Annotated in this window: 13 protein-coding genes; 7 read left to right on the top strand and 6 right to left on the bottom strand. The window is 72.8% G+C overall.

Annotation, left to right across the window (positions count from 1 at the left end):
- The first annotated feature begins 37 nt into the window (after positions 1-37).
- On the top strand, positions 38-496 hold the full coding sequence (locus ACIHFD_RS12295; RefSeq protein ID WP_397366864.1) for a pyridoxamine 5'-phosphate oxidase family protein: 459 nt from the start codon (positions 38-40) through the stop codon (positions 494-496).
- On the opposite strand, the gene fxlM is transcribed toward ACIHFD_RS12295, so the two are convergent.
- A complete protein-coding gene (gene fxlM / locus ACIHFD_RS12290) occupies positions 489-1,670 on the bottom strand; it encodes a methyltransferase, FxLD system (RefSeq protein WP_397366863.1) in 1,182 nt (393 codons plus the stop codon). The two genes, ACIHFD_RS12295 and fxlM, sit on opposite strands and share 8 nt — an antisense overlap.
- A gap of 123 nt (positions 1,671-1,793) precedes the next feature.
- Between fxlM and ACIHFD_RS12285 the strand changes: the two genes are divergently transcribed.
- Positions 1,794-2,081: a Fe-S cluster assembly protein HesB gene (locus ACIHFD_RS12285; protein ID WP_350727858.1), complete on the top strand. Its 288-nt coding sequence runs from the start codon at positions 1,794-1,796 to the stop codon at positions 2,079-2,081.
- 43 nt (positions 2,082-2,124) lie between these two features.
- Here ACIHFD_RS12285 and ACIHFD_RS12280 read toward each other — a convergent pair whose 3' ends face one another.
- A complete protein-coding gene (locus tag ACIHFD_RS12280; protein ID WP_397366862.1) occupies positions 2,125-3,105 on the bottom strand; it encodes an acetylxylan esterase in 981 nt (326 codons plus the stop codon).
- A 125-nt stretch (positions 3,106-3,230) separates the two neighbouring features.
- On the opposite strand from ACIHFD_RS12280, the gene ACIHFD_RS12275 reads away from it, so the two are divergent.
- A complete protein-coding gene (locus ACIHFD_RS12275) occupies positions 3,231-4,466 on the top strand; it encodes an alpha/beta hydrolase (protein ID WP_397366861.1) in 1,236 nt (411 codons plus the stop codon).
- 59 nt (positions 4,467-4,525) lie between these two features.
- Here the strand turns inward: ACIHFD_RS12275 and ACIHFD_RS12270 are convergent, their stop codons facing one another.
- Positions 4,526-8,542 (bottom strand): hypothetical protein, encoded by a 4,017-nt coding sequence (locus ACIHFD_RS12270; RefSeq protein ID WP_397366860.1) that lies wholly within the window; start codon positions 8,540-8,542, stop codon positions 4,526-4,528.
- Between the two features lie 168 nt (positions 8,543-8,710).
- On the opposite strand from ACIHFD_RS12270, the gene ACIHFD_RS12265 reads away from it, so the two are divergent.
- Positions 8,711-9,634 carry a MerR family transcriptional regulator gene (locus ACIHFD_RS12265; RefSeq protein WP_397366859.1) on the top strand — a complete coding sequence of 308 codons (924 nt, stop codon included), beginning with the start codon at positions 8,711-8,713 and terminating at the stop codon, positions 9,632-9,634.
- A 169-nt stretch (positions 9,635-9,803) separates the two neighbouring features.
- Here the strand turns inward: ACIHFD_RS12265 and ACIHFD_RS12260 are convergent, their stop codons facing one another.
- From ACIHFD_RS12260 to ACIHFD_RS12250, 3 genes are all read right to left on the bottom strand, one after another.
- Positions 9,804-9,995 carry a DUF1918 domain-containing protein gene (locus ACIHFD_RS12260; protein ID WP_350727853.1) on the bottom strand — a complete coding sequence of 64 codons (192 nt, stop codon included), beginning with the start codon at positions 9,993-9,995 and terminating at the stop codon, positions 9,804-9,806.
- Positions 9,996-10,303: 308 nt separating this feature from the next.
- Positions 10,304-11,143 (bottom strand): aldo/keto reductase, encoded by an 840-nt coding sequence (locus ACIHFD_RS12255; RefSeq protein ID WP_397366858.1) that lies wholly within the window; start codon positions 11,141-11,143, stop codon positions 10,304-10,306.
- 9 nt (positions 11,144-11,152) lie between these two features.
- The gene (locus tag ACIHFD_RS12250) at positions 11,153-11,977 is read right to left on the bottom strand and encodes a MurR/RpiR family transcriptional regulator (protein WP_397366857.1); all 825 of its coding nucleotides are present in this window, start codon (positions 11,975-11,977) and stop codon (positions 11,153-11,155) included.
- Between the two features lie 49 nt (positions 11,978-12,026).
- On the opposite strand from ACIHFD_RS12250, the gene ACIHFD_RS12245 reads away from it, so the two are divergent.
- The 3 genes from ACIHFD_RS12245 to ACIHFD_RS12235 are packed head-to-tail and all read left to right on the top strand — an operon-like array spanning position 12,027 to position 14,211.
- Positions 12,027-12,857 (top strand): SDR family NAD(P)-dependent oxidoreductase, encoded by an 831-nt coding sequence (locus ACIHFD_RS12245; protein WP_397366856.1) that lies wholly within the window; start codon positions 12,027-12,029, stop codon positions 12,855-12,857.
- Between the two features lie 9 nt (positions 12,858-12,866).
- Positions 12,867-13,403: a GNAT family N-acetyltransferase gene (locus tag ACIHFD_RS12240; RefSeq protein ID WP_397366855.1), complete on the top strand. Its 537-nt coding sequence runs from the start codon at positions 12,867-12,869 to the stop codon at positions 13,401-13,403.
- A gap of 46 nt (positions 13,404-13,449) precedes the next feature.
- The gene (locus ACIHFD_RS12235) at positions 13,450-14,211 is read left to right on the top strand and encodes an SDR family NAD(P)-dependent oxidoreductase (protein WP_397366854.1); all 762 of its coding nucleotides are present in this window, start codon (positions 13,450-13,452) and stop codon (positions 14,209-14,211) included.
- The last annotated feature ends 30 nt before the right edge of the window (positions 14,212-14,241 follow it).

Raw genomic sequence — 14,241 nt, 5'->3', positions numbered from 1 at the left:
TGACGACGACCATGAGGCCGATGTGACCGGAGCCCGGATGACCCAGCCAGATCCCCGCACGCCCCACCAGCGCAAGCGGGACACCCTCGACCGGCTCGAGAACGACGTGGACGCCTGGGTGGCCACGGCGGACGAGGGCGGGGTGCCGTACCTGGTGCCGTTGTCGTTCCTGTGGGACGGCGCGACCCTGCTGATCTCCACCGTCAGCGCCAGCCGGACCGCCCGCAACCTGCTGGCCTCCGGGCGGCTGCGCGTGGGCGTGGGGCTGGTGCGCGACGTCGTCCTCGTCGAGGGCACGGCCGAGGCCATCCCCGAAGCCGAGATCCCGGCCGGGGTCGGCGACGCGTTCGCGGCGAAGACGGGCTTCGACCCGCGCAAGGAGCCCGAGTCCTACCACTACTTCCGCATCACGCCGGTGCGCCTGCAGGCCTGGCGCGAGGCGAACGAGCTGCGCGGCCGCGACCTCATCCGCGACGGCGGGTGGACGGTCAGTTGAAGGTGACCACCAGGGTTGTGTGGCGCTTCGGGATGACCGCCCCCTTTCCGTCGTCGCCGGCGCGCCCGGGATAGGCCCCGGGGTAGGCATGGATGCGCAGGTCGCCCGTCTCCGGGCGGCCCGCCTCGCTCCACGCCCGCACGTGCCCGGCCAGGTCGGCCGCCAGCGCGGCGCCGCCCGGCCCGTGGCCCTGGGCCGCCAGACCGGGGCCGGTGGGTCCCCGGCCGCGGGCCACGTGCGCGCCCCGCCCTCCGAGCAGCGCGACGGCGTCACCGTCGACGAGGCCGATGCTCATGCCGTACCCCTGCCCCAGCCTGCCGGTCAGGACGCAGCACCGGGAGTCGCGCAGGGCCAGCCACAGCGTGACACCCGGCCCGTACGCCACCTCCTCGCCCCCGTCAACGGCGACCTCGTCCGGCTCGGCGTCGAGCGCGGCCAGCACGTCGCCGATCTCGCGCCACTCGGGCAGGCTCAGCATGAGCTCGGGATCCTGGCGCAGCACCACGATCGCCTCGGGCCCGGCGAACGCCCCGCGCATCCGCATGAACCCGCACGGCGCCACCGACCGGCTGGCCCAGTGGTCACCGGCACGTTCGAGGGCCACGGACACCTGCACGCCCCGCAGGTCGAGCGGCGCCACCAGCCGCCCGCCCGCGCCCAGCTGCTCCAGCCACGCCGGGGCCAGGTCCCACACGCCGACCGTGGCGATCACGCGGTCGTACGGGACCCGCTCCGCGTACCCCTGGACGCCGTCCGCGCACACCACCTCCACCCGCTCCGCCCCGGCGGCGGACAGGTGCCGTCCGGCCCGCGCGACGATGTCCTCGTCGATGTCGACGCTCACCACGTGCCCGGCGGGCCCGGCGAGGCGGGCCAGCAGCGCCGCGTTGTAGCCGGTGCCCGCGCCGATCTCCAGCACCCGGTGCCCCGGCTCCACGCCGAGCTGGTCGAGCATCGTGGCCATGATCGCGGGCTGCGAGGACGAGCTGATCGGCCGGCCCGCGTCGTCACGTTTGGTGACGATGGGCTCGTCACGGTAGGCGTCCTCGGGGTCGACGCCGGGCACGAAGAGGTGGCGCGGCACCGCCAGCAGCGCGGCGGCCACGGGATCGCTGATGTCCTGGCGTTTCCGCAGGTGCGCCACCATGGCCTGCCTCTGCTCCGCGAAGTCCATGGCCCCCATTCTCCACAGGGAGCTCCAGGAAATCTGAGTAAAGAAACAGCCAAGAAGGGTTGAGCTGAAAAGTTGGGGGAAGGGCAGGCAACTCCTGAACGTCGACCGTGAGGAGGAGCCGTAGTGCTCACCCTGACAGCCAACGCAGCCCAGGCGATCCGCGATCTGACCTCGACTGCGCCCGAACCTGCCCAGAGCGGGATCCGCATCTCGTCTCAGGGAGAGGGCGCGAGTTCGCTCACCCTTACGCTGGCCACCGCTCCGGAGCCGGCGGACGAGGTCGTCGAGGCCGAGGGGGCGCGCGTCTACCTCGACCCCGTGGCGGCCACCGTATTGGAGGACAAGTCACTGGACGCCGGAGCCGACGACCAGGGAAGCGTGTCGTTCCTGGTCAAGGATCAGATGGCGTGACATGGGCGCCCGCCGTGCCGCACCGGCACGGCGGGCGCGCCCGTCAGCCGTCGCTGAGGAGCTTGTGGAGGTAGCGCAGCTGCTCCTCCGTCTGGAAGCCGCCGCCGCCCTCGTGGCCGTTCCAGGGCCACACGGAGATCTCCTTCGGGCCCTGCCAGTGGTTGTATCCGGCGAACACGGTCGACGGCGGGCAGACGTCGTCCATCAGCGCCACCGAGTAGAGCGCGGGCACCTGGCCGCGGGCGGCGAAGTTGAGCCCGTCGAAATACGACAGCGTGCGGAAGACCTGGTCGGCTGTGTCCCTGCGGGTGGAGAGGAAACGCACCAGCTCCTGGTACGGGTCCCTCCCGGTGATCTCGACCGCCCGCCGGAAGTGGGTCAGGAACGGCACGTCGATCAGCGCCGCCTTGACCGCCGGATGCAGCGCGGCCGTGGCCTGCGCGATGCCGCCGCCCTGGCTGCCGCCCGAGACGACGACCCGGCTCGCGTCCACCGCCGGGTGCTCGAGGGCCGCGTCCACGGCCCTGACGGCGTCGGTGAAGACGCGCCGGTAGTAGTAGTCGTCCGGGTCGAGGATGCCCCGGGTCATCATGCCCGGCGCCTGCGGCGAGGCGCTGCCGTGCGGGTCCCCGGTCGCGCCGGGGCTGCCGGCGTTCGCGCCGCCGTGGCCGCGCGTCTCCATCACGAACACCGCGTACCCGGCCGACGGCCAGAACAGGTGGTCCTTGGCGAACCCGCGACCGCCGCTGTAGCCGATGTAGTGCATCACGCACGGCACCGGGCCCTCGACGCCGCGCGGCACCAGGAACCACCCGTTGATCCGGTGCCCGCCCCAGCCCGCGAAGGACACGTCGAACACGTCGACGGTGGCGAGGGGCAGGTCGTACGGGACGTACTCGGCGCTCAGGTCGAACTCCCTGGCCTCGGCCAGAGTGCGTGACCAGAACGCGTCGAAGTCCGCGGGCTCGTCGCGTTCGGGGAGGTAGCTGCGGAGTTGCTCAAGCGGCAGGTCGAACAGTGGCACGGAATCTCCAGCCTCGTAGAGGGACGCTGATATTTCACCTCATCCCGCCGGTAAGCGCTATCCCACTCCGCGTCCGGAACCCCATCCACCTGACCGAAACCCGTGGCGTGCACTAACGTCCCCTTGTGGCTTCTTTCGCCAGGCTGGCCGGACGGGCGGTGGCGGGCGCCGGGGTGCTGGCCCTGTCACCGGTCCTCGGGCTGGCCACTTTGGCCGGGATGGCGATGGTGGGCGCGGAGGCGACCACGTTCACGGTGACGGGGCTGGCGGTCTTCGCGTCGGTGTTCTTCCTGGGGCTGCTGCTGTGCGTGCCCAGGCCGAGGGCCGTGTGGGGGCGCTGGTTGCGGGCGTTGGTGATCCTCGGGGTGGAGGCGGCCGTCGTGTGGCCGGTCGGTGTCGCCACGCTGCGCCCGCCGCAGCCCTCCGCTCCCCCGGCGCCGGTGGCCGGGCAGCGCGAGTGGCGGCTGCCGACGGGCTCGGAGCTGGCGTACGTACGGCTCGCGCCGAAGCGGGTCACGCGCCCCGACCCCGTGGTGTTCCTGCACGGCGGGCCCGGCGTGGCCGACCTGGCGGCCTCCTCGGCCTTCTTCAGGAAGCTGACGGCGGACGGCTACCAGGTGTACGTCTACGACCAGCTCGGGGCCGGGCGCTCGGCCCGGCTGCGGGACCCGCGCGAGTACGGCCTGACGCGCGACGTGGAGGACCTGGAGGCCATCAGGCAGACCGTGGGCGCGGACCGGCTGAACCTCATCGCCCACGACTACGGCGCGCAGCTCGCCACCGCCTACCTGGCCGCGCATCCCGACCGGGTGGCGAAGGCCGTCCTGGCCTCCCCCACCGGGCTGCCGCCGGAGCGGAAGCCGGACGGCGAGGTCGAGCTGGCGGCGATGTTCGGGCGGGGCGGTTCGCCGGACCCGCGCCTGCTCGCCGTCTCCACGCTGCTGCGGGTGGACCCGCACGCCGCGCACGCCTTCGCGGGTGACCGCGAGCTGGACGCCTACCTCGGCCTCGTCCGGCAGGGGGAGCCGCACCCGTGCCCGGCCGCCGCCACGACCGGATCCGGAGGGTACGTCGGCCTGACCGGGCGGACTGCGCCTTCCTCGCTCCCGTTGAGCCTGTCCGAGGCGAAGTCCCCCGTGCTGATCGTCAAGAGCCGGTGTGACGAGGAGGCCTGGACGTCGGCCATGGCCTACCGGCGGGCGCTGCCGTCGGCCACGCTCGCCTACCTCGACGACCAGGCCTCCACGGACGCCTATGCGAGCGAGCCGTACCTCGGGGTCCTGCGGGCGTTCCTGTCCGGGCGCCCGGTGGAGGCGTACGAGGGCGAGCGCCCGCCGCCCGGCTACCGCGGCCCGAGCTGACCGCCGCGCCGGGCGCGGCGGTCAGCCGGGCGAGCAGGCCCGTGAGCAGCAGGGCCGGGTCAGCGGGAGGCCGGGCGACGCTCGGGGTCGCAGCCGCCCGCCTTGGTGCCCGCGACCTTCCACTCCGCCCCGGGGAACGGGCTCATGAAGTGGGTCAGCAGGTCCACCGCGTAGTCCGGCACCTGGCCCCCCGGATCCAGCAGCGACACCATCTGGGGCCCGTCGGCGCCACGCAGCGTGATGGAGCTGGACCCGTTCCCGGCCGCGAAGCCGGGCTTGGCGTCCACCGTCACGCACGCCAGGCTGATCCCCGCCGCCTTGATCTCCTGCTTGGCGCCGATCCGCCGCATCCGCTGGTCGTAGCGGCGCAGCGCGAGCGAGTCGGTGGGGGCCAGCCGCACCGAGTCGCGGAAGACGTCGCTGCCGACCTCCCTGCTCAGCCGCACGTCCAGGGAGACCTCGGGCCGCAGGTCCACCCCCTTGGCGGCCAGCTTGAGCTGGCCGTAGTCGCCCTCGAAGCCGGGCGCGACGTACCCGAGGGCCGGGGGTGCCTTCAGCCCGAACGGGACCTTGCCGGGCCGGATGCGCAGCCACGACACGCGCTGCGCGTCCAGCGACAGGTCCTTGACCGCGCTCGCCTGCAACCCGAACTTCCCGCCGACGTTGTAGGTGAGGAAGCCCGTCGTGTACGGGACCTCCTTGCTCACGGAGATCTGCTGCGGCGCGACCGCGTCCATCCGCAGCCCCGCGTGCAGCGACAGGCGGCCCGTGGGGACGGGGCGGGAGACGAGGTCGAGCGACTGGTCGGGGTTCATGCGGATCGTGGTGTCGGCGGCCAGGTCCTTGACCGCGAACGACACGTCCCCGAGCCTGCCCTGCGGGTCCACGAGGCCGCCCTCCACGCCGAGGTAGCCGTCGAGGGTGCTGACGTTCGACTTGTAGGTGAGCGCCGGCACGCTCAGCCCGGCGGCCGAGGCGTCGGCGTCCACCCCGAACGAGGCCGGCACGTCCGCGAAGCGCAGCTCGCCGGTGCCCTTCCCGGCCAGGGTGACCTTGGCGTCCAGGCGCTTGACGGCCGCGGAGTTGTTGACGCGGATGCGGGTCTGGGCGCCGTACGTGCCCTGGACGGACACCGAGGCCGGCACGGGGTCGATCGACACGTGCCCGCGCAGGTCACCGGCCTCGGCCTGCACGTCGAGCGCGCCGAGCGTGGCGGCGGGCTCGATGCGGTACGCGGCCTGCACGGCGTTGCCCTGCGCCACGCCGAACGGCCCCAGCGACATGCTGGTGATCTGGGAGGGCAGCCCGGTCAGGGTGGCCCTGGCCTTGACGGGCACGGGTGACAGGACGCTGCTGGCGAGATAGACGCCGAGGCTCTTGCGCCGCGGGCTGAACCCCGAGAACGCGAACGTCTTACCCGTCATGTCCACGGTCACCTGGTCCGGCAGCCCGCTCACGTCCAGGTATCCCTGCAGGCCGAAGCAGCCGCGATCCGGCGTGCAGAACGGCCCCTGGGAGCAGCCCGCGGATCCGGCCGCGCAGCCGCCGTCCACCAGGGACACGCCGCCGGGCACGGCGGGCGCGGCCCGCATGCGGTCGAGCGCCCCGGCCTTGCCGAGCCAGGCGCGGGCGCGCACGTCCAGGCGCGAGCCGGCGTAGGTGAGTTTGCCCCCGTCGGAGGTGACCGACAGGCTGCCGGGCACGGGCCCGAGCGTGCCGATCAGGCCGAAGCGGGCGTCACCCTGCGTGATGTCGGCGTCCACGGCCAGCCTCTGCCGGGCCGAGCGGAAGTCCGCGCTGAACCCCTGCGCCCCTGCGCCTTTCAAGGGGGTGAACCCGACCTGCTTGAGCCCCTTGACCAGCACGCTGGCGTCCAGGTCGCCGGTGGCCTGGCTGTAGTGCGCCGCCAGGTGCGGCCCGGTGGGGGCCTTGGCGCCGTCGTGGTTGGTGAACGCCACCTCCGCCGACCCGACCGGCCCGGACAGGCCGCGGAAACGGTACGACGCCGGGTCCCACGAGGCGTCGAAGCGGGCCGGCACGCCGCTCACCTCGGCGGCGGCCCTGGCGTACCGGTCGCCGAGCTTGACCCTGGCCAGGGCCGAGACCTTGGCCACCGGCGCGTCCGCGGTCCAGGTGAGGGTCCGGGCGCCCGTGTCGGCGACCAGCTCGACGCTCTTGCGCACGCCCTCGACGGTCGCCTCCAGGTCCTCCCCGGACGGCGAGGTCACGTGCGCTTTATTGGCATAAATCTTGATCTGGTCAATCTTGGCGGACGTGGCGACCTTGACGGTCGAGCGCTCGCCCAGCTCCCACGAGGCCTTGACGTCGTCGCGCACGCCCAGGACGGTGCCGTCGACGGTGGGGCCCGTCTCGAGATTCGCATAGGCGGCGCGGATGCTGCGGATCACGCCGCTGGCCTGGTATTCGGCCTTCCGGCCCGCGGGGTCGAGGGTGACGTCCACGGTGGCGGGCGTGTTGGAGATCTCCAGGCGGGCCACGTGGGTGCCGTCGATGCTGGCCGCGCCCACGAACGAGCGCCCGCTGGAGCCCACCTCCAGGTGGGCGTGCGGCACGGCCCCGTACGTGACGTCGAACCCGGACAGCCCCGAAAGCAGCCCCGACACCCCCACCGCGTCACCCTTCTTGATCATGGTGACGTGGCCGCCGCGCGGGCTGGAGATGGCGCCCTCGTTGCGCTGGAGCACCACGGCGAACCGGCCGATGGGCGAGCTGGTCGTGTGCGTGACGCGGTGCTCGGCCAGGTCGTTGACCAGGCGCACCTTGGCCGGCAGGTCGCTCAGCTCGGTCCTCAGCACGGTCTTGTCCGCGGCCCGGTCGAAGAAGAGCAGAGAGGCCGCCCCGGCCCGGCCCTTGGCGGACTCGACGGTCAGGGTCTGCTTGCCGTCCGCGGCCGCGTACTTGGCGGTCAGGGTCGGCGGCACCTTCCTGACCTGGGCGCTCAGCACCCTGGCCAGCTTGCCGTCACGGTAGGTGAAGCTGTGCAGCCGGGCGCGGGCGATCGAGGACGGGCTGGTGAAGCGGACCTCGCCGTCCGACAGCCGTACCGCGGCGCGGGCGGGCATGCGGTCGAGCACGGCCTGGGTGAACTGGCGGCCGTTCACCGCCAGCGCCTCCAGCTTGGCGGGCGCGGAGGCGTGGACGTCCAGGGAGGGCGAGTCGAGCGCGGCGGTCACGCTGAGCTTCTCGGTGGCGGGCGTCTGGCGCAGGCTCACCACGCTGCGGCCCGTCAGCCCCGCGACCAGGGCCGCGGACTTCCCGGGATCGGTACGCTTCACGCTGGCCTTGACCTGCTTGCCCGTCAGGTCTACGCCGAACGTCCCCCAGTCGAAGGCCGACAACGACGCGCCGTGCCGCAGGCCGTCGAACCCGACCGACACCTTGCCGTCGTACTCGGCCCAGACCAGCGCCTTGACCTGCCCCTGCGACAGCCGCTTGACCGCGAACCCCAGCCCGGCCGCCCCCTCCAGGGGGTTGGCCGTCGGCACGAGGTCGGCGGCCAGGTCGGGCCGGCCGTCGCCGGTGACGTCGGCGACGGCCGGTGTGGCGACCGGCTGCGAGATGGAGCAGGAGACCGGCACGGCCTCGCTCTGGACGCAGAGCCGGTACGTCAGCCCCGGCACCACCTTGCCCAGCCCACCCAGCCCGTCGAAGGCCTTGAGGATCGGCGCCAGCGGCTTGATCAGCGTCAGCGGCTCGGCGTCCGCCGTGTCGGGCAGCACACTCCGGACGTCGGGCGCCTGCCTGCCGAAGCCCTGTTCCTCCTGGACGGAGGCGGCCTCGGAGGTGACCTCGTCGATGAGCCGCGGCCCGGCGGGCGTGGTCACCTCGGGCTCGTCGGGCCCCACCCGCCCGGTGCCCGCCGGCCTGACGGCGAGCGAGGGCCGGGTGGGAACGCTGACCGCGGCGGCCGGCGGCTCCTGCACGGCGGGCACGGGCTGGACCCTCACCTGGGTGTGGCCCAGCGTCTGGGCCTGGGCACTCGGTGGCAGGGCCACCAGGACTGTGGCGCTTGCGATGGACGTCGAAGCGAGCACGCGCAGAAGGGCGTGCGGCATGAAACGTTCTCCCCCGGACCGGTCTAATTCATCCCATCAGAAACATAGGTCACGATGCGACCACACCTCCTCACAGGTAGTCAAACCCACCTGGACATGGGACCCCAATTTTCAGGATCACTGTCAAGCGGTTGAGTCTCCATCTAGGGGAGGCGGAAAGGTGGAGACATGGCGCTCTACTCCATCGGTGACCTGGCCCGGCGCACCGGGCTGACGGTCAAGACCATCCGGTTCTACTCCGATCGGGGGATCGTGCCGCCTACCGACCGCAGCCCCACCGGGTACCGCCTTTACGACCTCGACGCCGTCGCACGCCTGGAGCTCGTACGGACGCTGCGCGACCTGGGAGTGGACCTGCCCACGATCCGGCGGGTCGTGGCACACGAGGTCTCGCTCCCCGAGGTCGCCGCGGCGCACGCCGAAGCGCTGGCCGTGCAGATCCGCACGCTCCGGCTGCGGCGCGCGGTGCTCACGGCGGTGGCCAGGCGCGGCTCCAGCCCCGAGGAAATGGATCTCATGCACAAACTGGCAAGACTCTCCGAGGACGAACGCCGCCGCCTCGTCGACGACTTCCTGGAGGCCGCCTTCGACGGCCTGGACACCGTTCCGGGGTTCGCCGGGATCATGCGCTCGATGACGCCCGAGCTGCCCGACGACCCCTCGCCCGAGCAGGTGGAGGCCTGGGTGGAGCTGGCCGAGCTCGCGCAGGACCCGGACTTCCGGGCCGCCGTCCGGCGCATCCTCGCCCGGCACGCGGCCGAACGAGGCGAGGCCGACGCGCCCCCGCGCCCCGACCCCGCCGCACTGGCCCGCGACCACGCCCGCCCGGCCCTCACAGCGGGTCTCGCCCCCGAGGCCCCCGAGGCGGACTCCGTGGTGGCGGCGGTCGTGGCCGCGTACGCCCGCGACCTCGGCTTCCCGGACGACCCCGCCCTCCGGCGGCGGCTGCTGGACCGACTGGAGGAGGCGGACGACCCACGCAGGGACCACTACCTCGAACTGCTGGCGGTGATCAACGGCTGGCCTTCGCCGGAGCCGCTGAGCCCCGCCCTCGGCTGGTTCACCGAGGCCCTGCGCGCCCGCCTGGACTGACGTTCCCGGCGGGTCCAGTACGGTTTCGCCGTGATCTCTGAGCTCGGTCGAGTGTGTTGAGATGGGCGGTGGCCAAGCGTCTGGGCTTGCTGGTCGTGGTGCGGCTGTGGGTCGGTCGGGGCCGGATTCGTGTGGTGTGGGTCGGCACGGCTCAACTCGAGGACGGCGGTCAGACGGCCTCGGCCGGCTCGACCACCGCGTCGGGTCCCGGGAAGACGAGTTGCTCGTGTCCGTCCTTGAATCGCACCAGGAACGGTGGCGTGCCGTTCTCGCCCCGGGTCTCGATGATCTCGCCTATCCGGTCTCCGTGGCCGACGACGTTGCCGTGGACGATCAGGTGGTCACCGACGTTCGCGCGCATGATGAGTTCCTCTCAGCTGGTCTTGGGCAACTTTGAGGTTCCTTCCCACATTGCACCCGAAGGGCCGCCCCGCAAAGGGCATGCCTTTCTCATGCCGCGTCTTATGGAAATCTGCAAGCCCGCGCTCGACGCCTCGGCCATCCCGCGCCGCAGTAGCGTCGGTGCGGGAGGAGATCTTCGTGAAGGTGATCGTCTTTGATGCGATGGGCGTCCTGTACCGGTACGGGAACGTCCAGGACCGGGTGCTCATCCCGTACCCTGCGAGCCCAGGGCTGCGCGGCGGCGTGGTCGGCGATCCTGCGCCGCCGCTAGGGCAGGAAGGTGTCCAGGGCGGCCAGGTCGTCGGGGGTGAGCTCGACGGCGGCCGCGTCCAGGTTCTCCTCCAGGTGGGCGAGCGACCCGGTGCCCGGCGTGGGCAGGATGACGGGCGAGTAGTGCAGCAGCCACGCCAGCGCCACCTGACCGGCGCTCGCCCCGTGCCGCCGTGCCGTCTCCGGCAGGCCGTCGCGGACCAGCGAGCCGTTGCCCAGGGGGAACCACGGCAGGAACGCCAGCCCGCGCTCCTCGCACGCCCGCAGCACCGGCGCGGACTCGCGGTCCAGCAGGTTGAAGCGGTTCTGGACCGAGGCGATCTCCGTGATCCCCAGCGCCCGCTCCAGCTCCTCCACGGTGACCGTGTCGAGGCCGATGTGCCGGATCTTGCCCTCCTGCCGCAGCTCGGCGAGCGTTCCGAGCTGGTCGGCCAGCGGCACGTCCGGGTCGATCCGGTGGAGCTGGTAGAGGTCGACGGTGTCGGTCTTGAGCCGGCGCAGGCTCGCCTCGCACATGGCGCGCAGCCGCTCGGGCCGCCCGGAGACGTGCCAGACGTTGGGGCCCGTACGGACGACACCGCCCTTGGTCGCCACCACCAGATCGTCCGGGTACGGGTGCAGCGCCCGCGCCACCAGCTCTTCGGCCAGGTCCGGCCCGTAGTTGTCGGCCGTGTCGACGAGCGTCACCCCGCGTTCCACGGCGCGCCGCAGGATGGCGACGGCCTCGTCCGGGTCGAGGCGCGGCCCCCAGTAGCCGGGCCCGGTGAGCATGCCCGTGCCGTACCCGAGCCGGTTGACCCGCAGCTCACCGGCGATGTCGAAAGTCTGACTGATCACTGTGCCCTCTCAGTAGCTGTGGTCCGCCGTGACGTCGGCGGAGGCCGACACCGCCCGCTCGGCCGTGCCGCCGCGCAGTGCGAGCACGATCATGGACAGCGTGTCGACGATGGTGAGGTGGGCCAGGCGGCTGGCGACCGCCTCCATCCCGAAGACGAGGTCCTGCCCGCCGCCGACGAGCACCCAGGTGCTCTCCTCGGCCAGCGGCGAGCTGGCGTAGCTGGTGATCGCCACGACCCGCGCCCCGGCGGCGCGGGCGCGGCGGGCGGTGTCGACGGTGGAGCGGGTGGCCCCGCTGTGGCTGATCGCCAGGCAGACCGACGGCTCCGGCAGCAGCTCGGCGGCCAGGTGCGCGGTGAGCGGGTCGGGCGGCAGGTCCACCGGCAGGCCGAGGGCCCGCAGCCGGTAGGCGGCGTCGACGGCGACCGCTCCCGACAGGCCGGTGGCGGCGAACAGCACCCGGGCGGCCCCGCTGAGTGCCTCGGCGGCGGCGTTCAGGTCGTCGCGCGACAGCGTGGCGCCCAGCCCGCCGAGCGCCTCCTGCGCCGCCCGCACGGTCGCGGCCAGCGGGTCGCGGTCGTCCTGGGGCTCAGGCGCTCGCGGCGTCTCGCGGGCGGAGGCGATCTTCAGCTCCTGGTAGCCGCCGAACCCGAGCCGCCGGCACGCCCGTACGACGGTGGACGCCGACGTGCCGGCCAGCCGCGCCACGTCGCTCACGCTCAGGTGGACGAGCCCGGCGCCCTGGTCGAGCACCACCTGCGCGACCCGCGCCTCGGCGTCGTGCAGCCCGGAGAGCCTGGCCCGCACGGTGGCCGCGAGGGAATTACGTTCCATGGCGGCAGAGTAACAGAGAACGAAATTCCGTCTTGATACCGTGGTGGGCATGCGTCCCATGGAGCAGCGGACGATCCTCGTCACCGGCGCCACCGACGGGCTCGGCCGGGCGCTGGCCGCCGACCTGGCCGCACGCGGCGCGACCGTCCTCGTGCACGGCCGCGACGACCGGCGCGGCCACGACACGCTGGCGGAGATCCGGGCCGCCGTCCCCGCCGCGCGGCTGCACTGGTACCGCGCCGACCTGGCCTCGCTCGACGAGGTACGCGAGCTCGCGCAGGCCGTCTCGGCCGACCACAAGGACCTCGACACGCTGGTGAACAACGCGGGGATCGGCACGACCGTGCCGGGCGGCGGGGTGCGGCAGGAGAGCGCGGACGGCCACGAGCTGCGCTTCGCGGTCAACTACCTGGCCGGCTACCTGCTCACCCGGCTCCTGCTGCCGGTGCTGCGCGAGTCGGCCCCGTCCAGGATCGTCAACGTCAGCAGCCTCGGCCAGGCCCCGATCGACTTCGGCGACGTCATGCAGGCCGCCGGCTACAGCGGGGTGCGCGCGTACTGCCAGAGCAAGCTCGCGCAGGTGATGTTCACCGTGGACCTGGCCGAGGAGCTGGCGGGCACCGGGGTCACCGCCAACGCCCTGCACCCGGCCACCTACATGCCGACCAAAATGGTCGCCACACCGGTCAGCGAGCTGCGGGAGGGCGTGGAGGCCACGTCGCGGCTTGTCACCGACCCCGAGCTGGACGAGGTGTCCGGGCGCTTCTTCGACGGCCTGTGGCCCTCGCAGGCGCTGGAGCAGGCGTACGACGCCGGGGCGCGGGCCCGGCTGCGCGAGCTGTCGGAAAACCTGTCGAAGGCGCGGCCACCGGCTCACTAGCGTTTGCCGGTGCACATCTATCTGGAAACCGGGCGGCTGATCCTGCGCCGCTTCACCGAGTCCGACGCCGGCCACCTCTTCACCCTCCACAACGACCCCGAGGTCATGGAGTTCCTCAACGGCGGCAAGCCCACGCCGCACGAGGTGATCGTCGGGAAGACGCTGCCCGCGTTCATCGCAACCGGTTTCTTCGCGGCGATCGAGAAGCCGTCCGAGGCCTTCCTCGGGTGGTTCCACCTGCGCGCGCCCAAGGGCACGCCGGACGACGAGCCGGAGCTGGGCTACCGGCTGCACAAGTCGGCCTGGGGCAGGGGGTACGCGACCGAGGGCTCGCTCGCGCTGATCGACAAGGCGTTCCGGGAGCTGGGCGCGCGCCGGGTCTACGCCCAGACGATGGCCGTGAACGTGCGCTCGCGGCGGGTCATGGAGAAGTGCGGGCTGCGCTTCACCCGCACCTTCCACCTGGAGTGGGAGGACCCGCTGCCGGGAGCCGAGCACGGCGAGGTGGAGTACGAGCTGACGCGCGCCGAATGGGAGACGCGCTGACCCCCAACCTGGTGCACTGGTCGGACCAGTCGCTAGGGTGCCTCGTATGGGATATGACGCGCTGTTCCGCCTGGATGGGCGGCGGGCCGTGGTGATCGGGGCGGGGAGCGGGATCGGCCGGGAGGCGGCGCTGGCGCTGGCCGCCCACGGGGCTTCCGTGGTGTGCGCCGACCGCGACCTGGCCTCGGCCGAGGAGACCGCCGCCGCGTGCGGCGGCGACGCCCGGCTGCTCGACGTGCTGGACGCCGCCGAGGTGCAGAGGACCGCCGGGGAGGAGCCCGCCGACGTGCTGGTGTTCACGGCCGCCACGAACGTCCGCAAGCGGCTGCTCGACTACTCCGGCGAGGAGTTCGACCGGGTGGTGGGGCTGAACCTGCGGGCCTCGTTCGACGTGGTGCGGGCCTTCGGGGCGGGCATGGTCGAGCGCGGGCGCGGGTCGATCATCGGGTTCGCCTCGATCCGCGCGTCCGTGACCGAGCCGGGGCAGAGCGTCTACTCGGCCACGAAGGCGGGCCTGGTGCAGCTGCTGCGGACGGCGGCGGCCGAGTTCGGGCCGCACGGGGTGCGGGTGAACGCCATCGCGCCCGGCGTGGTGGAGACGCCGCTGACCAGGCAGATCAAGGACAACCCCGACTGGTACGCCGCGTACGCGAACAAGAGCGCGCTCGGCCGGTGGGCGACGGCGCGGGAGATGGCCGGCGCGGTGGTCTACCTGGCCGGCGACGCGGCCAGCTTCGTGACCGGCTCGGTCCTGTACGTGGACGGCGGCTGGACCGCCGTGGACGGCCGCTTCGACCCGCCCAACTAGAAAGGCGCCGGCGACCGGGTCCCGCGACCC

The sequence above is a fragment of the Nonomuraea sp. NPDC051941 genome (assembly GCF_044593615.1).
The sequence above is the reverse complement of the archived record's forward strand: the minus strand, read 5'-3'. Positions and strand labels throughout refer to the sequence as shown.